The sequence below is a fragment of the Flavobacterium sp. CECT 9288 genome, assembly GCF_918731615.1.
In the GTDB taxonomy this organism is placed as follows: Bacteria; Bacteroidota; Bacteroidia; order Flavobacteriales; family Flavobacteriaceae; genus Flavobacterium.
Genome location: NZ_OU957226.1, coordinates 2,842,201 through 2,866,361 on the forward strand (window position 1 = coordinate 2,842,201; position 24,161 = coordinate 2,866,361).

The 24,161-nt window shown below is 33.5% G+C and carries 23 protein-coding genes; 18 read left to right on the plus strand and 5 right to left on the minus strand.

Going from position 1 to position 24,161, the window contains the following annotated elements; all coding sequences use genetic code 11:
- The 6 genes from LQ189_RS12590 to LQ189_RS12615 all read left to right on the plus strand — a co-directional run bounded on the left by LQ189_RS12590 (position 1) and on the right by LQ189_RS12615 (position 7,912).
- Positions 1-1,347, plus strand: coding sequence for an HlyD family secretion protein (locus tag LQ189_RS12590; protein ID WP_230157615.1), 1,347 nt, complete (start codon positions 1-3; stop codon positions 1,345-1,347).
- Positions 1,347-2,735, plus strand: coding sequence for a TolC family protein (locus LQ189_RS12595; RefSeq protein ID WP_230157618.1), 1,389 nt, complete (start codon positions 1,347-1,349; stop codon positions 2,733-2,735). Before LQ189_RS12590 ends, LQ189_RS12595 begins: the two co-directional genes overlap by 1 nt.
- A gap of 43 nt (positions 2,736-2,778) precedes the next feature.
- Entirely contained in the window at positions 2,779-3,597 is an 819-nt protein-coding gene (map, locus tag LQ189_RS12600) for a type I methionyl aminopeptidase (protein ID WP_086453979.1), read from the plus strand.
- A gap of 56 nt (positions 3,598-3,653) precedes the next feature.
- Positions 3,654-4,028 (plus strand): GxxExxY protein, encoded by a 375-nt coding sequence (locus tag LQ189_RS12605; protein ID WP_230157620.1) that lies wholly within the window; start codon positions 3,654-3,656, stop codon positions 4,026-4,028.
- A 101-nt stretch (positions 4,029-4,129) separates the two neighbouring features.
- The gene (locus LQ189_RS12610; protein ID WP_230157623.1) at positions 4,130-4,894 is read left to right on the plus strand and encodes a class I SAM-dependent methyltransferase; all 765 of its coding nucleotides are present in this window, start codon (positions 4,130-4,132) and stop codon (positions 4,892-4,894) included.
- A 111-nt stretch (positions 4,895-5,005) separates the two neighbouring features.
- The gene (locus LQ189_RS12615; RefSeq protein WP_230157625.1) at positions 5,006-7,912 is read left to right on the plus strand and encodes a DEAD/DEAH box helicase; all 2,907 of its coding nucleotides are present in this window, start codon (positions 5,006-5,008) and stop codon (positions 7,910-7,912) included.
- A gap of 54 nt (positions 7,913-7,966) precedes the next feature.
- Here the strand turns inward: LQ189_RS12615 and LQ189_RS12620 are convergent, their stop codons facing one another.
- The gene (locus LQ189_RS12620; protein ID WP_230157627.1) at positions 7,967-10,777 is read right to left on the minus strand and encodes a pitrilysin family protein; all 2,811 of its coding nucleotides are present in this window, start codon (positions 10,775-10,777) and stop codon (positions 7,967-7,969) included.
- A gap of 165 nt (positions 10,778-10,942) precedes the next feature.
- On the opposite strand from LQ189_RS12620, the gene LQ189_RS12625 reads away from it, so the two are divergent.
- The 3 genes from LQ189_RS12625 to pruA all read left to right on the plus strand — a co-directional run bounded on the left by LQ189_RS12625 (position 10,943) and on the right by pruA (position 14,577).
- On the plus strand, positions 10,943-12,193 hold the full coding sequence (locus LQ189_RS12625; RefSeq protein ID WP_230157629.1) for a DUF5103 domain-containing protein: 1,251 nt from the start codon (positions 10,943-10,945) through the stop codon (positions 12,191-12,193).
- A gap of 82 nt (positions 12,194-12,275) precedes the next feature.
- On the plus strand, positions 12,276-12,662 hold the full coding sequence (gene apaG, locus LQ189_RS12630; protein ID WP_086453974.1) for a Co2+/Mg2+ efflux protein ApaG: 387 nt from the start codon (positions 12,276-12,278) through the stop codon (positions 12,660-12,662).
- Positions 12,663-12,948: 286 nt separating this feature from the next.
- On the plus strand, positions 12,949-14,577 hold the full coding sequence (pruA, locus tag LQ189_RS12635) for an L-glutamate gamma-semialdehyde dehydrogenase (RefSeq protein ID WP_230157631.1): 1,629 nt from the start codon (positions 12,949-12,951) through the stop codon (positions 14,575-14,577).
- 113 nt (positions 14,578-14,690) lie between these two features.
- Here the strand turns inward: pruA and LQ189_RS12640 are convergent, their stop codons facing one another.
- Positions 14,691-14,951: a hypothetical protein gene (locus LQ189_RS12640; protein WP_230157633.1), complete on the minus strand. Its 261-nt coding sequence runs from the start codon at positions 14,949-14,951 to the stop codon at positions 14,691-14,693.
- Between the two features lie 196 nt (positions 14,952-15,147).
- Here LQ189_RS12640 and LQ189_RS12645 point away from each other — a divergent pair, with 196 nt between their 5' ends.
- The 4 genes from LQ189_RS12645 (at position 15,148) to LQ189_RS12660 (ending at position 16,874) form a co-directional block, all read left to right on the plus strand.
- Positions 15,148-15,372 (plus strand): hypothetical protein, encoded by a 225-nt coding sequence (locus LQ189_RS12645; RefSeq protein WP_230157635.1) that lies wholly within the window; start codon positions 15,148-15,150, stop codon positions 15,370-15,372.
- 35 nt (positions 15,373-15,407) lie between these two features.
- Positions 15,408-15,623, plus strand: a complete 216-nt coding sequence (locus LQ189_RS12650; protein WP_230157637.1) for a hypothetical protein — start codon at positions 15,408-15,410, stop codon at positions 15,621-15,623.
- Between the two features lie 341 nt (positions 15,624-15,964).
- Positions 15,965-16,624, plus strand: coding sequence for a hypothetical protein (locus tag LQ189_RS12655; protein ID WP_230157639.1), 660 nt, complete (start codon positions 15,965-15,967; stop codon positions 16,622-16,624).
- 58 nt (positions 16,625-16,682) lie between these two features.
- On the plus strand, positions 16,683-16,874 hold the full coding sequence (locus tag LQ189_RS12660; RefSeq protein ID WP_230157641.1) for a hypothetical protein: 192 nt from the start codon (positions 16,683-16,685) through the stop codon (positions 16,872-16,874).
- Here the strand turns inward: LQ189_RS12660 and LQ189_RS16265 are convergent.
- Together LQ189_RS16265 and LQ189_RS12665 are read right to left on the minus strand one after the other, a co-directional pair.
- Positions 16,871-17,218 carry a transposase gene (locus LQ189_RS16265; RefSeq protein WP_255667859.1) on the minus strand — a complete coding sequence of 116 codons (348 nt, stop codon included), beginning with the start codon at positions 17,216-17,218 and terminating at the stop codon, positions 16,871-16,873. The genes LQ189_RS12660 and LQ189_RS16265 overlap by 4 nt on opposite strands.
- The gene (locus LQ189_RS12665; RefSeq protein WP_255667860.1) at positions 17,208-18,035 is read right to left on the minus strand and encodes an IS4 family transposase; all 828 of its coding nucleotides are present in this window, start codon (positions 18,033-18,035) and stop codon (positions 17,208-17,210) included. The genes LQ189_RS16265 and LQ189_RS12665 overlap by 11 nt, the downstream gene beginning before the upstream one ends.
- A gap of 131 nt (positions 18,036-18,166) precedes the next feature.
- Between LQ189_RS12665 and LQ189_RS12670 the strand changes: the two genes are divergently transcribed.
- From LQ189_RS12670 to LQ189_RS12680, 3 genes are all read left to right on the plus strand, one after another.
- Positions 18,167-18,517, plus strand: coding sequence for a redoxin domain-containing protein (locus LQ189_RS12670; protein WP_230157643.1), 351 nt, complete (start codon positions 18,167-18,169; stop codon positions 18,515-18,517).
- 104 nt (positions 18,518-18,621) lie between these two features.
- Positions 18,622-19,242 carry a cysteine peptidase family C39 domain-containing protein gene (locus tag LQ189_RS12675; RefSeq protein ID WP_230157645.1) on the plus strand — a complete coding sequence of 207 codons (621 nt, stop codon included), beginning with the start codon at positions 18,622-18,624 and terminating at the stop codon, positions 19,240-19,242.
- Positions 19,242-20,777 (plus strand): peptidase domain-containing ABC transporter, encoded by a 1,536-nt coding sequence (locus LQ189_RS12680; protein WP_230158673.1) that lies wholly within the window; start codon positions 19,242-19,244, stop codon positions 20,775-20,777. Before LQ189_RS12675 ends, LQ189_RS12680 begins: the two co-directional genes overlap by 1 nt.
- Positions 20,778-20,895: 118 nt before the next feature.
- On the opposite strand, the gene rsmG is transcribed toward LQ189_RS12680, so the two are convergent.
- Positions 20,896-21,525, minus strand: coding sequence for a 16S rRNA (guanine(527)-N(7))-methyltransferase RsmG (rsmG, locus tag LQ189_RS12685; RefSeq protein ID WP_230157646.1), 630 nt, complete (start codon positions 21,523-21,525; stop codon positions 20,896-20,898).
- 106 nt (positions 21,526-21,631) lie between these two features.
- Between rsmG and LQ189_RS12690 the strand changes: the two genes are divergently transcribed.
- A complete protein-coding gene (locus tag LQ189_RS12690) occupies positions 21,632-22,729 on the plus strand; it encodes an acyl-CoA desaturase (RefSeq protein ID WP_230157647.1) in 1,098 nt (365 codons plus the stop codon).
- Positions 22,730-22,784: 55 nt separating this feature from the next.
- Positions 22,785-23,972: a pyridoxal phosphate-dependent aminotransferase gene (locus tag LQ189_RS12695; protein ID WP_210787815.1), complete on the plus strand. Its 1,188-nt coding sequence runs from the start codon at positions 22,785-22,787 to the stop codon at positions 23,970-23,972.
- The last annotated feature ends 189 nt before the right edge of the window (positions 23,973-24,161 follow it).

The window sequence follows — 24,161 nt, forward strand, 5'->3', positions numbered from 1 at the left end:
ATGCTAAACATATCCGAAAATAAAACAAAACTGCCGTCCTTTGATCGTTTCAAAACGGTACATAACTTGGCTAATAGACCTCATTACAAAATTTTAAATAAGATTATTGCTGCGGTTTCAGTGGTTGGAGTCATCGCTTTATTTTTACCTTGGACACAAAACATATCTGGAAGCGGTAGTGTTACTACATTAAAACCAGACCAGAGACCGCAATCCATACAAAGTGTTATTAGCGGTAGACTTGAAAAATGGTACGTACAAGAAGGAGATTATGTAAAAAAAGGAGACACCATAGTTTTTATATCCGAGATTAAGGAAGATTACATGGATCCAAACTTAGTACAAAATACTAGGAACCAAATCAATGCAAAAAAACAATCCTTAGAATCTTACAGTTCAAAAGTGACTACTTTATCAGGACAAATAGAGGCTATAGAACGAGAAAAAGAGCTTAAACTAGAACAAGCTCAAAACAAAATTAAACAGGCGGTACTAAAAATTAAAAGTGACAGTATTGATCTTGTGGCTGTAAAAACACAATTAAAAATTGCTAATACCCAATATAATCGTTCAGTTGCTTTAAACAAAGAGGGATTAAAACCACTTACAGATATTGAAGAAAAAAGACTGAAATTACAGGAAGTTGAAGCCAAGATTATTACGCAAGAAAATAAATACTTGACTAGTAAAAACGAATTTATAAATGCAAAAGTAGAAATTAACCGAATTAGTGCTGAGTATGCAGAAAAAGCATCAAAAGCTAATAGTGACAAATTTACTGCTTTAAGCAGCCAGTTTGATACGGATGCTCAAGTGAATAAGTTAGAAAATCAATATGCAAACTACAGCATCAGAAACGGCATGTATTATATCAAAGCATCTCAAAACGGCTATGTCAACAGAGCTATTCAATCTGGTATTGGAGAAACCATAAAAGAGGGAACCCCAATTGCTACTATTATGCCATCTGCCTATGATATTGCTGTAGAAACATTTGTAAACCCAATTGACTTACCACTTTTGAGTAAAGGTGAAAAAGTACGCGTTTGGTTTGATGGATGGCCTACAATTGTCTTTTCGGGTTGGCCTAATATGTCTTATGGAACTTTTGGTGGGAAAATTGTAGCCATTGAAAATTTCATCAGTGTAAACGGTAAATACCGAGTGCTAATTGCTCCTGATGAAAACGAAGATAAGTGGCCTAAACAATTAAGTATAGGAGCTGGTGCTCAAACCCTAGCCTTACTTAACAATGTTCCTGTATGGTTTGAACTTTGGAGAACACTCAACGGATTTCCACCTAATTATTACAAACCAGCTGCACAGCCTACAAAAGACAAGAAGTAATGAAACAAATACTAGTAGCGTTTTTATTTTTTTGCATCACATTATCTGCACAAACTACGGTTTCAAAGGAATTCACATACACTGAATTTTTAGGTTACGTAAAAAAATACCATCCTTTAGTAAAAAATGCTAACCTTGAGATAAGCAAAGCACAAGCTAACTTAATGATGGCAAGAGGTGGCTTTGATCCAAAAATAGAAGTCGATTTTAGCAATAAACAATTCAAAGACAAAGAGTATTATTCTATTTTAAACAGCAGCTTTAAAATCCCAACTTGGTATGGAATTGAAATTAAAGCTGGATTTGATAACAATGAAGGCATATACCTGAATCCCGAAAATACAGTACCTAATCAAGGGCTTACCTCTCTTGGAATTACGGTTCCATTAGGTCAAGGTCTTCTTATTAATCAAAGAATGGCCGATGTGAGGAAAGCAAAAATGCAATTACAACTTAGTGAAGCAGAGCGAAAATTAGAAGCAATTGCTGTTCTTTATGATGCTTCTCTGGCTTATTTTAATTGGAAAAGAAACTTTAATGAAGTAGAACTTTATGAAGAATACAATAAAAATGCTCAAATACGATTTAAAGGAATTCAATCTTTAATTATTCAAGGTGACAAGCCCGCTATAGATAGTGTTGAGACAGGAATTATTGTAAAAAATAGAGCTTTAAGTCTTGAAGATTCTAAATTAAAACTTACCAAAGCCAAATTAGAACTTTCTAATTATTTATGGCTTGAGAACAACATTCCGCTCGAACTAGCTGAAGATTTAATTCCGGAAAGTCAATTAGAATTTACCATTCAGGAAAGTTTAAGAACTAATGATCTGGTTAATCAAGACTTTTCCATAACCAATCATCCTAAAATTAACGCCCTTGAAAGTAAGATTGATATGTTAACTGTAGATCAAAAACTCAAAGCCAACATGCTTTTACCCAAAATTGACATCGGTTACTCCTATCTTTCTGAACCAAGTTATATAGATAATTATCGTTTTGAAGATTACAAAATTGGATTGAACTTTTACTTTCCACTATTTTTAAGAAAAGAACGAGGTAGCCTTAAATTAGCTAAATTCAAAGTACAAGAAACTGAGTTTGCTTTAAATCTTGAAAAAGTACAATTGACCAACAAGATTAATGCTCAAAAGACAGAAATTGAATCTTTATTAAAACAAAAGGAATTAATAAAAGGTTTGGTAAAAGACAATCAAACCATGCTCAACTCTGAGGAACGCTTGTTTTCTTTTGGCGAAAGCTCGCTGTTTTTAATCAATACTAGAGAGAACAATTTAGTGAGTGCGCAACTCTCAAAAATAGCATTGGAAAACCGCTTTTACATTTCAAATTCGGAGCTGTTTAAAATTATGGCCAATCCGGATTAAATAATTATAAAATCGTACTTTTGCCAACTGAAAATTCGAAATTATGATTATAGCAAAGTCACGTGAAGAAATAGAATTAATGCGCGAAAGTGCCTTAATCGTATCCAAAACTTTAGGAATGATTGCCTCTGAGATTAAAGAAGGAGTAACCACATTATACCTAGACAAACTTGCCGAAGCCTTTATTCGTGATCACGGTGCAGTTCCAAGTTTCTTAGGATTGTACGGTTTTCCTAATTCATTATGCATGAGTCCTAACTCACAAGTAGTTCATGGAATCCCAAACAACAAACCTCTAGAAAGTGGTGATGTGATTTCGGTAGATTGCGGGGCTTTCAAAAACGGATATCATGGTGATCATGCGTACTCTTTCGAAATTGGCGAAGTAGCACCCGAAACAAAAAAATTATTACAAGTTACAAAGGAATCATTGTACGTAGGAATTCGCGAACTCCGTCTAGGAAATCGCGTGGAAGATGTGGGCAATGCAATTCAAAAATATACCGAAGCACATGGATATGGTGTTGTGCGTGAGCTGGTAGGTCACGGCTTAGGCCAAAAAATGCATGAAGATCCAGAAATGCCAAATTATGGTAAAAAAGGTCGTGGTAAACTTTTTATTGAAGGTATGGTGGTTGCCATAGAACCGATGATCAATATGGGAACACGCAACATCAAACAACATAAAGACGGCTGGACAATCACTACTGCCGATGGAAAACCATCAGCTCATTTTGAACACGATGTAGCCATTATTGATGGAAAACCTGAAATTTTATCCACTTTTGCATACATCTATAAAGAACTGGGAATTGTGAGCAATGAAGAAGATGAATTTAGAAAAGTGCCATTGGTGATGTAACACTTCTTTGATTGACACAGATTACACAGATTTTCACAGATTATTTTTTTTTGAATATGGAGGAATTTTATTTAAAACAAGAAACATACAAAATAATTGGACTCTGTATGGAAGTACATAAAATTCTAGGGAAAGGTTTCAATGAAATTGTTTACAAGGAAGCTTTGCAATATGAATTTATAAAAAATAATATTCCTTTTGAAAGAGAAAAAGAATACAAAATTGAGTACAAGGATATTATTTTGTCAAAAAAATATTTTGCTGATTTTGTAGTTTTTGATGAAATAATATTAGAAATAAAAGCAATCTCACAATTAACAACTAGTGATACGGGGCAAACTCTAAACTATTTAGCTTGTTCGAAAAATAAAATAGGACTTGTTATTAATTTTGGCGAGGATAGTTTAAAATACAAAAGAGTTATATTATGATAAAAAATCTATTTCGCTCCTATTTGAATCTGTGAAAATCTGTGCAATCTGTGTCGTATAATTTTACTAATCTGAAATTCGTGTTCAATAATAAATTTTAAATGAAATCTGCTTTTAAACTTATCCTCAATACCATTCCGCGTCCGTTATTAATTCGTTTGAGTTATGTGGCACGCCCTATAATAGCCTTTACTCTTAAAGGAGATAAATTCACTGATCCTATTGACGGCAAAAGCTTTAAATCGATGCTACCATACGGATACGAAACGCAACGTAACAATGTGCTTTCGCCAAGTACGCTTTCATTAGAGAGACACCGTTTATTGTGGTTGTACCTCAACGAACAAACTGATTTTTTTACTGCTCCAAAAAAAGTATTGCATTTTGCTCCTGAGCAGGCTTTTTATAAATTGTTTCGTAAGCAAAAGAACCTAAACTACACCACCACCGATTTGTTTTCGCCGTTGGCAGATGTGAAAGCAGATATTTGTAATTTGCCTTTCAAAGACAATCAATACGATGTCATTTTGTGCAACCACGTTTTGGAACACATTCCAGACGATACCAAAGCCATGCAGGAATTGTATCGCGTTTTGAAACCAGGTGGAATGGCTATTTTACAAATTCCGCAGGATTTAAAAAGAGACGTAACTTTTGCAGATGATAGCATTACCGACCAAAAAGAACGTGCCAAAATATTTGGCCAATACGACCACGTGCGCATTTACGGTCGTGATTATTTTGACAAATTAAGAAGCATAGGTTTTACAGTTGTTGAAGAGGATTACACTAACAAAATTGCTCCTGAACTAGTCGAAAAATACTGTTTGGCCAAAGGAGAAATTATCCCAGTTTGTTTTAAATAATTATTGTAAAATAAAAGCCGAGTTAGATTCCACAAATTAGCACAAATTAATCTGTGTAAATTTGTGGAATCTTTGTTTAAAAAAACTAAATAATTAAATAACGTATTGCTTTTGGAACCCGAAAATCATTTCCAGTTTTGCTTTGATCTTAGTTTTGAAGCGAAACTCAATTGCTATATCCCTACTTCGTATGTAGTTGGTCATGTGGATACCATCACGTATTTAGAAAAAAAAGCAAGTTCAGAAGTCCTGCAGAGTATGGGCGTTGAGACAAAAAAACTCCCGCTTGCAACGCAAAAAACACTTAGCATTTGCGAAAGCCTGCAGCCAGAAGTCCTGTTTAAAAAATACCGCACAAAAAGTAAAGCTGCCAAAAAGATTGAGGACTTGTTACAAGACGAGAAATTAAAATTCGGAATCACACAATTCATACAACTGCAATTAGCATCCTTTTATGCTTTAGTTCGCGAACATGATTTTCCACTTTCATTTCAATTGGGTAAAGAAAAAGATTTTCGGATCAGTCGTATTCGCACTCAAAATCCAGCTTTAGAAACCGAACTCCATTTTGATAAACACGAAAACGGAATTTCATATACTTTAAAACTCAAGGAAAATGACCTTGCTTTTTATCCTTCGGACACAACAGTAACATTGTTGTTAGATGAGCCGGGATGGTTGGTTTCACACCATAAACTGTATGTGTTAAAAAGCATCAATTCCAAAAAAGCAACCCCTTTTTTAAATAAAAAAACGGTCGAAATTCCTTCGAAATTAGTACCCGACTATTTTGAAAAATTCATTAAAGACATTGCCCAAAAAGTAGATATTAGCGCCACGGGGTTTGAGGTGATTACCCAAACCAGTATTCGTTCTTGCAACCTACAATTGGTGCATGATTTTTTTAAAAACACCTATTTCATCAGTCTTTCTTTTGATTATGATGGATACGTTTTTGATGCCACTAAAACCAAAAATACTCATACTGAAATTGATTTAAAAGACTTAGAGAACATAAAATTAATCCAATACAAGCGCAGTCAAGGTGAGGATAAATTTACGGAATCCCTTCAAACGCTTGGTCTTGGCAAACAAGAAAATCAGCTTTTTGGACTTTTGCAAAAACCAGAACAAAAAGACACCTACGCTTGTGTGCAATGGGCATTAGAAAATCGTGTAAAATTAGAATCATTAGGTTTTTCGTTAGAGAATCTTAAAATCGACGGAAAAAATATTGATAATAATGCAGTTACCATTACATTCTCCAACACCATTCAAAATGATTGGTTTGATATTAAAATGACTGTAGTTTGTGATGATTTTGAATTCAATTTCAGCGACTTGATTCCGAATATAAAAAGCCAAAATCGCTTGTTTCTCTTACCCAATGGGAATTATTTTTTGATTCCGTTAGAATGGATGACGCGTTACGGAGCTATGGCTAAGCTGGCTAAAATCAACAACGGAACTATGGCAGTGCTCAAAAGTAATTTTGGTGTTTTTGAAGACATCCCGCAATTAAAACAGACCTTGCATGTAAAAGAAACGGTTCAATACCAACCTTCGGATTTGGTTAATGCCACGTTACGACCGTACCAAATTGAAGGCGTACAATGGCTTCTAGAACATTACAATAACGGTTTAGGCGCTTGCTTGGCCGATGATATGGGATTGGGAAAAACATTGCAAACCCTATCAACACTGGTCGCCGTTCAAGAAAAATTAGATTTTGAAAAAGCCGAAAACATACAACTCGATTTGTTTGGCAATGAAATTCCTGTAGCCAAAGAATACCTAAAAGCTTTGATTGTGCTTCCCTCCTCTTTGGTGTTCAACTGGTACAACGAAGCTAGAAAGTTTACGCCTCATTTCAGGAGAATTCAATATGTAGGACAAGAGCGTAAACTAATTTCTAAAAAATTAGAAAAATACGACTTGATCTTTACGAGTTATGCGGTAGTGGCGAGAGATCTTTCCATTTTAGAAAAATACCAATTTCGTTTTTTGATTTTGGACGAAAGTCAATACATCAAAAATAAAAACTCGAAAATTTTTAAGGCTATAAATCAACTGCAAACCACTCATAAAATCTCATTGAGCGGAACTCCTATCGAAAACTCATTGGACGATTTGTGGTCACAAATGCAATTTATAAATCCGAATATTTTGGGGAGTTACGCTTTTTTTGCGGAGCATTACAAAATTCCAATAGAGAAAAACCAAGACGAAAACAGCCTGCTGGAACTCAAAAACCTAGTCAGTCCGTTTATTTTACGCCGAACGAAAGAACAGGTTTTAAAAGACTTGCCGGAACTATCAGAACAAGTTTTTTATTGTGATATGGAACCTGAACAAGAAAAACTATACGAAGAAGAAAAGTCAAAAGCAAGAAACGCACTTTTAAAAACCGATGGTTTTGGAATTGGCAAAATCAATATTATCAATACGTTGATGCGCTTACGGCAATTGAGTAATCATCCTAAAATGATTGATAAAAAATCAGAAATTGATTCGGGAAAATATATTGCGGTGACCCGATATTTGGAAACCTTAGTGCAATCCAATCAAAAAACGATAGTGTTCAGTTCGTTTGTGTCTAACTTAGAATTTTATAAAAAATGGAGCATCGAAAACAAAATTGATTTTTGTGAATTGACTGGTGCAACTCCACAAAATGAACGCGCGTATCAAGTGCAAAAATTTCAAGAACAAGAACCCTCAAAATTGTTTTTCATTTCCTTAAAAGCGGGTGGCGTGGGACTCAATATTACTAAAGCTTCTTATGTCTTGTTCTTGGACCCATGGTGGAATCCTTTTGCTGAAAAGCAAGGAATTGGTCGGGCTCATCGTATTGGACAGTTGAACAAAGTAAATGTCGTTCGATTCATTACCAAGAATACCGTCGAGGAAAAAATCATTCGTTTGCAGGAAAACAAAAAACTACTTTCGGATGCGTTGCTTGATGAAAACCACATCAGCCCTGAAATTGAAGAAAATTTAGATTTTATTTTAGCATAAAAAAAACCTGCTACTTCAATGAAATAGCAGGTTTTAGTTTTAAGACTAAAAAAATTATTTTTTCTCTGGCATCAATATACCTATCACTTTATCTTTTGTAAGATATTGTTTGGCGATGTTCTGAATATCTTTGGCAGTAACGGCATTTACCATTTCTTCCATTTTCAAAACATCTTCAGCATTAGATGCGTTTAAATACGATCTTGTCAAGTTAGACAACCAAAAACGGTTCTCTTTACTATCTTTTCTAAAATCGGCTAATTCACCTTCTTTGAATTTAGCTACATCTTTTTCATCTGGTCCTTTATCAATAATATTCTGAAGTTCTTTCAAGGCTGATGCAGTCAACTTCTCGGCATTTTCTGGCCCACATGGGAAACCTATTGAGAAAGTATACGATCCATAAGGCATTTTGTTCATGCTTCCTCTAGCATTTACACCGTAAACACCACTTTCATTTTCACGTAATTGCTCTACCAGTTTAATAGTAAGTACTTCTCCTAACGCTTGCATACTCATAGCATCTTTGGCAGAATATTTAGCATCACCATAAAACATGATTGTAACGTTACTCTTTGGATCTGCTCCTTTATTTACTACTTTTTTCAAGTCGCCTTTTAGCAATCGGTAACCTAAATCTACTGCTTTTTCTTTTTTATCATTCGCTGGTAATGAGGCAATATATTTTGTAGCCAAAGCTTCGATTGTTGCATCATCAACATTTCCTACGAAGAAAAATTCAAAATCAGCAGCATTTGCAAAACGCTCTTTGTATTTTTCGTAAGCCAATTTATAATCGGTATCAGCCCATGATTTATCAGTAGGCATGATTCCAAAAAAGCGTGGGTTATTCTGGTTCAAATAGGTATAAAACTCCTGTTGGAAGTAATTCTGTGGCGTAGAAGCCATGTTTTTGAAAAAGCTTGATTGTTTTTGTTTGAATCCTTCAAAAGCTTCTTGGTCAAAATTTAAATCTGTAAAGTAAGCATACGTCATTTGCATTAAATACTCTAAGTCTTTAGGAGTTGATGTACCTCTAAGTCCTTCGCTAGTACCTCCAATATAAGGATTAACTCTTGCAATTTTACCCGTCATGAATTTGTTAATGTCATTCAATTTTAATCCAGAGAAACCAGCCTCAGCAAGTGCACCATTGGCAAACTGAACTTTTTTCATTTCTTCATTCGAATACAAATTAGACCCTCCTAAACTAACCGCTTCAAAAAGCACTTCGTCATTTTTAAAATCGGTGTTTTTATACGTCACTTTAGCACCATTGGAAAGAACTAAGGTTTTTGTACCCAATTTATCATTACTACTTCTGCTTACCACTGTTCCCGCTTTTACCTCTTTTCTAAGCAAGCTAGTAGCGACTGCAGCATCTTCGTAAGGTTTTAATTCGTCAGTATTCACTTTTATTGCAGCTAATACTTCTTGCTCTGTTACTTTCTTCAAGCCTTCTTTTTCAGGACCCGTTAAAATGATAACTCGGTTATCCTCTTTAACGTACTCTTTAATTAACCCATTTACATCTTTAAGATCAATCATCGGTAAGATTTGCTTAAAGGTTTGAAAAGTCCATTCAATTCCTGGAGCTGGCTCGTTTTCAAGGAAATTTGCTTGTAACTCCCCAACAAAGTTCTCTGAATTCGTTTTACTTCTATCATTGTATGCTTTTTCAATAGAAGCCATAAATTCAGACTTAGCACGGTCTAACTCTCCTTGTGTGAATCCAAATTTCTTAGCACGTTCATTTTCTGTTACCAATGTTTTCAAGGCACTTAGTTGCTTGTCTTCTGATGACATTGCCACAGATTGATATCCTTTTTTGGTTCTTGCAAAAGTACCACCATAATAAGAATACCCATAAGTGAAAGGTGGTGTTGCAGAATTTGTTAACTCATCAAGACGCGTATTTAAAAGCGTTGCAAATAAATTTTCGATCATGTAATTTTTAAAATCACCTAGATTTACCATTTTCTTAGGTGCAGCATAATCTTTGTACAATAATTGTACTTGTGTATTCGATGCTTCTTTGTCGCTTTCTACAGCTACAAAAGTTTCTTTGTGATTAGGGACTTCAAATACTTTTCTTGGTTTTTCATTTGCAGGATTTTTATAAGAAGAGAAGTGAGAAACAATTTTTTTCTCCATTTCGGCTACATCAATATCACCTACTACAATAACACTCATTAAGTTAGGACGGTACCAATCTTTGTAAAAATTAATTAAGGACTGATGTTTGAACTTTTCTAATACCTCTTTTTGACCAATTGGCAAACGAGTAGCGTATTTTGAATCGTGCATCATTTTAGGAAGATAACGACCCATCATTCTTTTTCCAGCGCCTAGACCTAAACGATATTCTTCAAGAACAACACCTCTTTCTTTATCAATTTCTTCTGGTGTCAAAACAGTGTTGAAAGCCCAGTCCTCAATGATTTGAAATCCTTTTTCTAATTTTTCAGGATCATCTGATGGAATTGGTAAAAAATATACCGTTTCATCAAAGCTAGTGTATGCATTTAAATGTTGACCAAATTTCACACCAATGCTTTGAAGGTAATCTACCAATTGATTTTTAGGGAAACGCTTTGTTCCATTAAAACACATGTGCTCCATGAAGTGCGCTAAACCTTGCTGATCATTTTCCTCAAGAATAGAACCTGCATTAACAACCAGTCTAAGATCTACTTTCTTTTCTGGTTTGGCATTTTTCTTGATGTAATACGTTAACCCGTTAGGTAATTTTCCTGTTTTGACCGAAGGGTCTAAGGGAATTGCTGTTGAAAAATCCATTTGCTGTGCAAAAACAGCCGCTGGAAACAACATCATACCCAGAACCAAATTTGTGATTTTTTTCATAAGTTTTGTTAGTTTAGGGTAAAAATAATACAATCTTACTAATTTATTGCTTAGTTATATTTTATTTAACAGAAATTACACACGAAAGAAATTGCTAAAACAGTTGCTAATAATGGCATAACACAAAGGTTATTCTTATCTTTACCAAAATAAAAAAACCATAAAATGACTAAATTTTTTGTTTTTATTGCTCTTCTATTGGGAACTATTGTACAAGCACAACCCGAAAAAGAAATTGATCCACCATACCACATAAAAACCGTTTCATTCATCCAAAACAATCAAAATATCGTTCCGTTCATAAAACTTGGCGAAGGATTTCAATTAGAATTTGATGATCTTTACGGCAATGAGGCTAATTATTACTATGAAATCATCCACTGTGATTACAACTGGAATCCCACTCCTATCCCTAAAATTGAATACCTAGACGGCTTTGACAATCAAAGAATACAAGATCACACCAACTCTTTCAATGCCTTACAAATCTATTCTCATTACAAACTAGCTTTTCCAAACCAATTTACACAACGCCTTAAAATTAGTGGAAACTACATCCTTAAAATTACCGATGATAATAAGGAGGTAGTTTTTTCTAGAAAATTCATTCTCTATGAAGACATTGTTACGGTTCCTTTACAAATAAAAAGAGCAAGAACAGTACAAAGTAATGACGCCAAGCATAATCTTGATTTTAGCATTAAATCTAGCAGTATCACCTTTCAAAACCCTATAAAAAACGTAAAAGTGCTGATTTTACAAAATGCTCAGTTCAAAACAGCCTTAAAAAATATTCCACCGCAGTTTACAATAGGCAATGATTTAGTTTATAAATACGATACCGAAACGCAGTTTTGGGCTGGAAATGAATTCTTATTTTTTGAAAACAAAGACATCCGATCAGCCAGTAATAACGTTGCCAGAATAGATTCTAGCACACCTATATACGGCACCCTTTTACATACAAGTCCTGCTCGTGGTAACTTTCCTTACCTTTTTACTCAAGATGCTAATGGTACCTTTGTAGTAAAAAACATTAACACCCAAAAAAGTGAAATAGAGGCCGATTATGCTTGGGTATACTTCAACCTTTCTGCGCCTGCTTTTCAGTTAAAAAAAAGTATTTACGTTACAGGAATGTTCAACAATTATGCATTGACTCCCGAGTATAAAATGGAATACAACCCAAAAAATGGTCGATACGAAAAAGCAATTTTAATCAAGCAAGGATTCACAAATTTTCAATACACTATTGCCGATGATAAGGGTATAATTGACCTCGAAAATAACGTAGATGGTAATTTCTATCAAACTGAAAATGAGTACACCATATTAGTTTACTATAGAGAAAGTATTGATAGGTATGAGCGCGTTGTAGGCAAAGGAGTAGCTAACTCACTAAATATAATTAACTAGAAAAATCTTTTTATCATATAGCCGCATGTAGATCATTTTTTTGTAAATTTGTCAATAATAATTACGTATTTATCCATTATATATGGTTTCTCAAATAACAAGAGGCATAAAAATTTCAGTTTTAACTAGTTTTGAAGGCACTTACTTCAAGAACTACAAGATTCATTTTGCCTTTAGTTACGTAATTACCATAGAAAACCACAGTAAAGATTCAGTACAATTAATTTCACGTCATTGGGAAATCTTTGATTCTCTTAACGATATAGAAATTGTGGATGGCGAAGGTGTTATTGGAAAAAAACCAGTATTAAAACCAGGTGAACAACACACTTACAGTTCAGGTTGCTTGCTATCATCACCGTATGGAGCTATGAAAGGGCACTTCAACATGATTAACTTTACCTCAACTAGAAATTTCAAAGTAATAGTTCCTGCTTTCAGACTTTGTGCACCATTTGCACTTAATTAATATATTTACTTAGGAGCACATCCTGCGATCCATTTCAAGTTTTTAAGCGTCAAGCACGTTTTGCTAGCCCTAAAAAGAGCTTCTTGCAGTCGCTTTTTTAGCGCTGCAAATTCGGCTTTCCATCATAAAAAGCTTTCCATTACTATCAGGGCTACAATCTAGATTAAGAACAACAAGATGCTTTAGATTACTTTAAAAAATATCAAATCTTTAAAGAAACCTTTGTACTTTTGTTTTTAGTTTAAAAACAACACAACACTATTTTTAACCCAATAAAAACATCAACATGTTAAAAGGATTTTTTCACGTACCCAATGCAGTAAACGAAACTGTAAAAAGCTATGCCCCTAATTCACCAGAACGAGCAGCTGTTTCGGCAGCATACGCCGAAATGTGGAACGCTACAGTAGACGTTCCTCTTTATATAGGAAACGAAGAAGTTAGAACAGGAGACACTAAAAAAATGTCTGCTCCTCATGACCACCAGCATATTGTAGGGGTATATCACCAAGCAGAAAAAAAACATATAGAAGCTGCAATTTCAACAGCACTAGAAGCTAAAGAAGACTGGGCTAAAATGGCTTGGGAGCAACGCGCTGGAATTTTTTTAAAAGCAGCCGAGTTACTAGCAGGACCATACAGAGCTAAGATTAACGCAGCTACTATGATTGCACAGTCAAAAACAATATACCAAGCAGAAATTGATGCCGCTTGTGAACTCATTGACTTTTTACGTTTCAACGTACAGTACATGACACAAATTTACAACGAGCAACCAAAATCTACTGCTGATATGTGGAACCGCGTTGAATACAGACCTCTTGAAGGATTTGTATACGCCATTACTCCTTTTAACTTTACAGCAATTGCTGGAAACTTACCTACAAGTGCTGCCTTAATGGGTAACGTTGTGGTTTGGAAACCTGCAGCAACTCAAGTGTACTCTGCTAACTTATTGATGCAAATTTTCAAAGAAGCAGGTTTACCAAATGGTGTTATCAACATGGTTATGGGAGACTCAGGAATGATCACCGAAACCTTATTGGCTAGCCGTGATTTGGCTGGAGTTCACTTTACAGGATCTACAGGAGTATTTAATGATATTTGGGCAAAAATTGGTACTAATATCAGCAAATACAAAACATATCCACGTATTGTTGGTGAAACTGGTGGTAAAGATTTCATTATTGCACACCCATCTGCAAACTCAAAACAAGTTAGTACAGGTATAGCACGTGGTGCTTTTGAGTATCAAGGTCAAAAATGTAGCGCTGCTTCACGCGTGTACATTCCGCAAAGTTTATGGCCAGCTGTACAAGCTGAACTAGAAGCTGATTTGAAATCAATGAAAATGGGATCGCCACAAGATATGAGCAACTTTATCACGGCAGTAATCTCTGAAGGTTCATTTGATAAATTGGCGAAAGCTATTGACCAAGCTAAAGCTGATAGCGATGCAGAAGTAATTATGGGTGGAAATTATGACAAATCAAAAGGATACTTTATTGAGCCAACGGTTATCTTAACTTCCAATCCAAAATACGCAACAATGGAAACCGAATTATTCGGACCTGTAGTTACTATTTACGTTTACGAAGATGCTAAATGGGCAGAAACTCTAGAATTAGTAGACACTACATCAGAGTACGCTTTAACAGGAGCTGTTTTCAGTCAAGACCGTTATGCTATTGAAGAAGCTACTGTGAAATTACAAAACGCAGCTGGTAACTTCTACATCAATGATAAACCAACAGGAGCAATTGTAGGAATGCAACCGTTTGGTGGAGCAAGAGGATCAGGAACAAATGATAAAGCAGGTTCTATGCAAAACTTATTGCGTTGGACTTCTGCAAGAACCATCAAAGAAACTTTTGTGACTCCAGTTGATTACAGATACCCATTTTTAGGAGAGTAATTTTTAGTCCTAAAGTTTTAAAGTCAAAAGTCTTTAAAGCATTTTAGTAAATACCAATAAGCCGAATCTAAAGTTTTAGATTCGGCTTTTTTTGTGTTTAATCTGGCGTAAAATTAGCTTTGAATTTTATTAAATTTTTCTTCTAAGAGTTCTATTCTTTTTAACATGGTTTCTAAAATTCCTTCTGGAAGACTATTATTTATTGTGGCATTATCACCTACAATACCTCCAATATTTATATTTACCGTAAATATTTTTTTTTCATCAATAAAATATTCCAAGCCCACCTCAAACACTTCCCCAATTTGCTGCATTATTACAAAATCAGGCACTGTTTTGTCAGCTTCAAAATTAGAAATTGATGTTTGAGCCACATTTAGTTTAAAAGCCTATTCTTCTTGGCTCATTTTATTTTGCATCCTTAAACGCATTATTTTTGTACCAATACTCATGTGATATTAATTTATTGTACGAATATAGCAATTTTTTGCTTAATTTTATTATTTTGTTGCTTGCGTGTGTTTTCTATTACATATAGATTCGCTTTCATTAATAATCAAAACTAATATTATGAAAAAATTAGAATTAAACCAGATGGGATATCTGGTGGCTGGAAAGTATCCTTACGCAAATGGTACTGGTACGGGAGTGGCGTGCGGTTTAACAGCTATAGCAGTTACAGGAATATTAACCGCAGCAACTTTTGGCGCAGGCCTTTTTGCTGGAGCTATGGTTTCTGGGCTTGTTTACGGTGGCGCAATTGGTTGGGGTTCTGCATCAGGATCTTGGATATAATTAAAAAATTAAAGTTAATTTAAAAAAATAACACAATGAAAACAATAAATTTAGATAATATGACTGCCATAAATGGTGGAGGAAGCGTTGTAGGCAACGTTATAAATGGAGCGTGTGGGGCAGGTGCGGGTTGGACTTTAGCAGCATCACTAAAATTGGTAGCAGCTGTCGCTGTACCAACGGGAGTTGGCAATGTATTAGCCGCTGTTTGTCTTACTAATTTTGTAGGAACAGCTGCTGGGTGGTGGTAGATCTCATTTCACTGGCTTCTGATAAAGAAGCCAGTTAAACTTTTCATTATGACAAAAATTTTTTATTTCACAGTTTTTCTGCTTGTATTTTACTTTATCATAGTCTTCTCGCCATGGTTCCACCATTATTATAACATTATTCTTTTAATTGTTTTTTTATTAATCATTTATGATAAGAAAAAAACAATATTTAAAAAATAAAGATCGTTCGACTACTTTAAATTCAAATGTTCACTTTTTTCAAGTTAGAAACTAAAATACACAGCAGAGTTTGATATTTATTTAGTAATTGTCAAACTAAAATTTTTATTATTAACAAAATCACAAAGAATAAAATCTTTATGCAGAGAGTAAATTTAAAAAAGTATAAGATATTATTTTTATCGATTCTGTTTTTTTCGTCAGGATACATAACTAATATATTACTTGAAAGCGATAAATTGGTATTAAACTCTATTGCAGAACAATTATCTGCAAATCAAATTGAAAAATTTTTAAAAATACAAGAAAAATGGCAGTTAGCATCATTTTTATTATTGCCTGTTATATTTTACATCAAGGCGAGTATAATATCAAGTATATTGTATGTTGGTGTTTTTTTCTTTAGTAAAACTAAAGTCAACTTTAAGCAATTACTAAATGTTTCTATCAAGGCAGAGTTTATTTTTCTAGGAGTAGGTATTTTAAAACTGATATGGTTTTATTTTTTCCAGACCAATTATACGTTGGAAGATTTACAATATTTTTATCCTTTATCAGCATTAAATATTATCGGATATAATGGTTTAGAAACTTATTTTATTTACCCTTTTCAGGTTTTAAACTTGTTTGAATTAGCATATATTTTACTCTTAGGGTATTACGTTGGCAAATTGGTTTACACACCTCAAAACAAAGAAAACTCAATAGATTTCGGACTAAAAATCGTGGCTAGCAGTTATGTACCCGCATTATTTTTGTGGGTAACCGTGGTTATGTTTTTTACTTTAAATTATTCTTAAGTAAGACCAGAACTCTAAAAAAGCATATACTTTTTCAAAGCATTTATTATAAAAAACAATGAAAAAATCACTCAAAATACTAATCATTTCGCTCTTTGTAATCTTGCTTGGTTTTATTGGATTTAAAGTTGTAACCAAAGTGAAATACAAAAATCAAGTTGCACAAAATATCAAAACAATACCAAAATTTAAATATCAAAATGTTAATGGCGGTATTTTTACTAATAAAAATTCACTAGTGTCCACTTAAAATAAGTTGAAAAACAGCTGGTTAGTATTATGTTCATTGACATTATTGTAATCTGATTTCATAAGTAGTTCATTTATAGATGTCTTATCGAGTAATGATGCGGATAAAATTTGTAGAATTTCGTATGTTGAGCGATTGATTTTTAAATCTTTTGCTATTATAGAAACCAAACAGTACGTTACAATTGCTACATTAATTTGAATCCGAACAGCATTTTCTGTTGTTCCCCAAAAGGTCTTAACTTTTAGGTGCTGTTTTATCCATTTAAAGAACAATTCTACTTGCCATCTTTGTTTGTAAAGTAGTGCAATATCTTGAGCTGATAATTCAAAATTATTGGTCAAAAAGACTAACGTTTTTTTTATTTTCAGCATCGAAAAATTTTACTTTTCGTATCTTTTCTGGATAATCTTTTGAGGTATAAAAACCTTCTATTTTACCAACTTGGTCATATTTAATTCCAGTGGTTTTGTCAATTTTTAGAGAATACATTCTTTTAAATTTCACATTAGATTTTGCTCTAACAACAAAATAAACATTAGCTTTTGTAATTCGAAAAAGTCGATCATAATCAACATAAGCACGGTCAAAAATATAATAAGCAAATGGCTCATAATCTATGACATCCATTGCGTTAACATCGTGCACATTTGCTTCTGTAATATGAATAAATACAGGGATTTGTGTGTTAATATCAAATAAAGTGTGCAATTTTATTCCTGCTTTAGTTTTTCGAAAATGAGCCCAACAAAACACACTCAAGCATAGATCAATTGTTGAAGAATCAAAAGCATAAATATTGCCTTTTATTTCAAAGCCATCATTGCTTTTTTTATTCTGGGCAATCAATATTAAATGATTGGCAAACTCTTCAAATATTTTATAATTACGATTTTCATTAGCTTTGGATAAATTACTACGAGTTACATTTTTGCCAAATCCTAAATGATATGATTTTGATTGATGTGCTTCTATAACAATTATCAAATCTCTTAAACTTTCTCTTGCTGAAAGTTGACCAAAAATCATACATAATAATTGATTCCAAAAAGTAAAATGTTTGACCGATTTATTGCCGGAATATTTACTAGTTAACCTGTCAAAAACACGTTGGGGAAGAAATTCAATCAGTTGAGAAAAGACATATTTACCGTGATTCATATTCGTAATATTGATTTACGAACATAATAATCATTTCAAATCGTCACGCTCAAAAATGACTCTTAAAATACAGATTTACAATAATTTTAAAGAACTTGTTTTATTTTTTAGTGGACACTAGTGATAAAAATTTGAAACTAAATATTCCAACAATTTTTATTTATTACAACAGTGAATGTAATTTCTGCAATGAAGAAACGCAAATGATACAAGAAAATATTGCTAAATTTAAAGATATTCAACTTGTATTCGTTTCATTTGAAAAACCAGAAAAAATAGTTGAATTTGCAAAAAAACATAAATTAGACCAAAATGATAAAGTTACTTTTTTATGCGATAATAGGCTTACTTTCTCTTCTACATTTGACGTTCAGTCACTTCCATGTTTAGTACTTTATGATAAAAACAATAAACTTATTGAAAAAATAAAAGGACAAACAAAAACAGAAACTATTTTAAAAAAAATTGCTTCGTCGACCTAGAAACAAGTTTACCCAAAAACAAAAAATCACAAAAGATCCTTCCTGCTTTAAAATAACAAAAAAAGCACGGGATGACAAAAAGTACGCAATTACAATAAAGAAAAATGAACTTAAAACATATCGAAAAAACGCATACGCTACAATTAGATCAATCAGATTGTGGCGTTGCTTGTTTAATGAGTCTTATAAAACTAAATGGAGGCACAAATTCCTTTGAAAAACTTCGTGAGTTAAGTGATACAACTAAACAAGGAACAACTATGCTTGGTTTGCATCAAGTGGCTAACAACATAGGCTTTACAGCCGAAGGTTGTGAAGCTGATATTCAAGCATTGATAGACCACAATAAACCTGTTATTTTGCATGTTGTTATGGATAATCAATTGCAACATTACGTAGTTTGTTATTTATACGAAAAACAAAAAGGTTTCTTAATAGGCGATCCGGCAAAAGGTGTTTATATTTTATCGGTTGATGAATTAGACAAAATATGGGTCTCTAAAACCTGTTTGACGCTTGATGTAAATGAAAGTTTTGTAACGGCTGAAACCGCAAAAAATTTGCAGAAGAAATGGTTTTTAAATTTACTGAAAGAAGACTACAAACTGCTTTATATTTCGGTTTTACTAGGTGTCTTTGTGGCTATTTTAGGTTTAGCCATGTCATTGTTTTCTCAAAAAAACTCATCGATGACATTCTACCTTCTGAAAACAAGACCAAATTAATTTCTGGTATTGCTTTGCTTACCGTTTTGCTTTTAGCACGGGTGGGGATTGAGCTACTGCGTGAATTCTTTTTATTACAACAATCAAAAGATTTTAACAATAGAATTAATAATCAGTTTTTTACTAATTTATTACGTTTACCCAAGCCGTTTTTTGATACTCGAAAAATAGGAGAATTAGTCGCTCGATTAAATGACACACAAAGAGTACAAAGCGTTATAAAAATGCTGGCAAGTAGCTTGATTATTGACATACTGGTGTCTATAATTTCATTAGCTTTCTTATTTATCTATTCATGGAAAATAGGAATTATTGCTTTACTTAGTGTCCCTATTTATTTTTATATTATTTATAGAAGTAATAAAAAGCTAATAGATGCTCAAAGAGATGTTATGCAAAGCTATGCTATTAACGAGAGTAATTACATCAATACCATACAAGGAATTGCTACTATAAAAAACGACAATAAGCAGGATTTATTTAACAAAAACAACGAAATAATATTTTCTAATTTTCAAGAAAAAATATTCAATTTAGGAAAAATCAATATCACACTATCTTGGCAATCAGGTTTAGCAAGTGTTTTTTTTCTTATTGGCGTATTAATTTACACATCGATTGAAGTGTTTAACAAGCAAATGAAATTAGGGGAGTTAATGGCCGTTTTAGGAATTGTAGGTTCATTAATGCCTTCAATTGCAAATTTAGCTTTAGTTGCCATACCTATAAATGAAGCAAAAATTGCCTTTAATAGAATGTTTGAATTTTCATCAATTGAAAAAGAAATAGAGGAAGGAATAATAATAAACGAAATAAATTCAATTGCAATTAAAAATCTTTCTTTTCGATTTGCTGGAAGAAGTGAGTTACTAACTAATATAAATATAGAAATTAAAAAAGGAAAACTGACAGCAATTGTGGGTGAAAGCGGAAGTGGCAAGAGTACAATTGGACAAATTTTACAACGTTTCTATCATTTTGAAAATGGAACTATTTTGATTAATGATGCCACCCATTTATCTGACATAGCCTTAAACAGTTACAGAAATTTAATTGGTGTTATTCCTCAAGATATAACTATTTTTAATGGAAATGTTCTAGATAATATTTTATTAGGAGCAACAGACACTCCGCAAAACATAATTCAATTTGTCAAAGAAAATGGTTTTGAAGCTTATTTTAATCAATTACCTCAAGGAATAGCCACTCTAGTTGGAGAAGAAGGAGTTAATTTGAGCGGCGGACAAAAGCAAATTATAGCATTAGCAAGAGTTTTATATAAAAAACCGCAATTCTTAATACTAGACGAATCCACTTCGGCAATGGATAGAAATACAGAAAAATTTTCGATGAATTTGATTGAGAAAATAAAACCGTCTTGTGCAATTCTTTTTATTTCACATCGATTGAATACTTTAAAACATAATGCTGATACAATATACATTTTAGAGAATAAAACGATAATCTACAAAGGAACTCACAACAACTTGATGCAAAGCGATAATTTTTATAGCGATTACTTTAAAACGATATAAAAGCACCTACTTTGTGCGTTCTATATTATTTATACCAACAAAAGCCGAATCTAAAATTTAGATTCGGCTTTATTTTGTCTAATTCTTTCTTTAGACTTTATGACTTTTGACCTTAAGGCTAAACCGTAAACTTCAACGGCAAGTGTACTACTTTTTTAGTTTCAAAAAATTCATCTTCAAAATAATCTGCTAAGTTGTATTCAGTAACTTTCGGGAAATCTTTTAACTCTTCGGTTAAGTCGCCTCCTTTTAGGTAGAGGATTCCGTTTTTCAATTCGTGTTTGTTGTTCTTTTTGATTTTGGTTTTTACCCAAGACACAAAATCAGGCATATTGGTTACCGCGCGACTCACAATAAAATCGAAATCACCTTTTACATTTTCAGCACGTATTTGCTCTGCTTTTACGTTTTTCAACTCTAAACCTTCGGCAACAGCCTGAACCACTTTTATTTTCTTGGCAATAACATCAATCAAATAAAATCTAGTTTCCGGAAAAAGAATTGCCAATGGAATTCCTGGAAATCCACCACCAGTTCCCACATCTAAAACGTACGTTCCAGGTTCAAATTTCATTATTTTAGCAATTCCAAGTGAATGTAAAATATGTTTGGTATATAAAGAATCAATATCTTTTCTCGAAATCACATTGATTTTTTCGTTCCATTCGTGGTATAAAAAATCGAGCTTTTCGAACTGTTCCTTCTGAAGATCACTTAAATTAGGAAAATACTTTAAAATCTCGTCCATCTATTATTTTTTTTAACAAAAGTAATACTTTATGGTTAAAATATTTATCTGAAATTTGTATACCAAAAAATTTTTAATAATTACCTTTGAACCTTATCTACATTATATGAATAACAATGCCCCTACTTTTGCTAAGCAAGATAGCCTAAAATTTTTTAGAACACTTAACTCTCGGGTTAACAACTACTTCAAAGAGAACAACATTCAAAAAACAGGCAACTGGCAATTATACCTGAAAACGATTATTTTATTTTCTGTTTTTCTAGCACCTTACTTTTTAATTCTAACCCTTGGTATGCCATTTTGGGCACACCTATTATTGACAATCGTCATGGGAATTGGTATGGCAGGTGTTGGAATGAATGTGATGCATGATGGAAATCACGGATCTTATTCAAACAAATCATGGGTTAACAAATTCATGGGCGGAACAATTTACGTACTAGCTGGTAATGTGTATAACTGGCAAGTTCAACACAATGTGTTACACCACACGTACACCAATATTCCGGGACATGATGAAGATCTTGATGCTGGTCGTGTTATTCGTTTTACCAAAGAAGCCAAGTGGTACAACTTTCACCGTTTTCAACAATACTACTCTATTTTCTTGTACGGTTTATTGACTTTCAATTGGGCTATTACTACTGATTTTAAGCAAATGCGTAACTACTTAAAAAGAAAATTATCTTACGGAGAAGCTAAGAGCCCAAAAATACTTTGGACAACATTGATCATTACTAAAATTATCTATGTTGCCATTTGGATTGTATTACCAATCGTAATTGGGATCACTTGGTGGAAAGTACTAATAGGATTTTTTGTGATGCATTACACTGCTGGTTTGATCTTGAGTGTTGTATTCCAACTAGCGCACGTAGTAGAAGAAACTACAAATCCTACACCAAACGAATTGGGCGAAATGGACAATACTTGGGCTATTCACCAATTGTTTACCACGACTAATTTTGCACCCAAAAACGCAATAGTAAACTGGTACACAGGTGGTTTGAATCATCAAATTGAGCACCATATTTTCCCAAATATCAGCCATATTCACTACGGCAAAATTGCAAAAATTGTAAAAGAAACTGCGCAGGAGTGCAATTTACCTTATTACGAGTACAAAACAATGAGAAGTGCCGTGATTGCTCATTTCAAACATTTAAAAGATTTAGGACAAAATCCAGCATTAACCGCATAAAAAAAAAGCCTTTATGGGCTAATAATATATTAAAACTAACTACAACTTAATACCAATGAATCCATTATCCGATAGAATAAATAATTTATCTACTTCACAAACCTTAGCCATGGCGGCTTTAGCCAGAGAATTAAAAGCACAAGGAAAAGACATTATTAGCCTTAGCCTTGGTGAACCTGATTTTAATACTCCTGATTTTATCAAAGAAGCAGCAAAACGCGCAATAGACGAAAACTACAGTACGTATTCACCTGTTGAAGGGTACTTAGAACTTAAGGAGGCGATTTGCAGAAAGTTTAAAAGAGATAATGATTTAGAATATAAACCAACTCAAATTGTAGTTTCTACCGGAGCCAAACAATCGTTGTACAATATTGCTCAAGTAATGTTGAATGATGGTGACGAAGTAATTTTGCCAGCGCCGTATTGGGTATCGTATTTCGAAATTGTAAAATTATCAGGTGGCGTTCCTGTTGAAGTTCCAACATCTGTAGAAACAGATTTCAAAATTACGCCGGCACAACTAGAAGCTGCCATTACACCAAAAACAAAAATGATGTGGTTCTCCTCACCATGTAACCCATCAGGATCGGTTTATAGTCGTGAAGAATTAACGGCACTTGCGGCAGTTTTAGAAAAATATCCAAACATATACGTAGTCGCTGACGAAATTTACGAGCACATCAATTTTTCTGGAACTTTTTGTAGTATTGCATCCATCCCAGGAATGCTCGAAAGAACAATCACTGTAAACGGAGTTGCTAAAGCTTTTGCCATGACAGGATGGAGAATTGGTTATATTGGAGCACCTGAATTTATTGCCAAAGCGTGTACTAAAATCCAAGGTCAAGTTACCTCAGGAGCCAATTCTATAGCGCAACGCGCTACAATTACCGCTCTTGACGCTGATCCTAGTGTATTGAAAGAGATGGTAAATGCTTTTCATAGCCGCAGAGACTTAGTTGTAGGATTGTTAAAAGAAATTCCGGGTGTAAAAATAAATGTCCCTGAAGGTGCTTTTTATGTATTTCCAGATGTGTCTTCTTTCTTCGGAAAAACATTAAACGGAACCGAAATTAAAGATGCTAATGATGTATCCATGTATCTTTTGGCGCAAGCCAATGTAGCTACCGTTACCGGAGATGCTTTTGGAAACCCAAACTGTATTCGTTTTTCATACGCCACAAGCGAGGCCCTTTTAACCGAAGCGCTGTCTCGAATCAAAAATGCATTAACGGTTTAATACCCACACGCACATACCTAAAAGCCTCTTGATCAAACAAGAGGCTTTGTTATTTAAAGCCAAAATCAACTCCAAATGCGAGCAAAATTTCAAACATCAATTGTTTTGTTTCATTTATATGCTGATGGCAAAAGATAAAATCCAAAAAATACGGTTTTGAATTAGAAATCTTGAATAATTTATTAGACC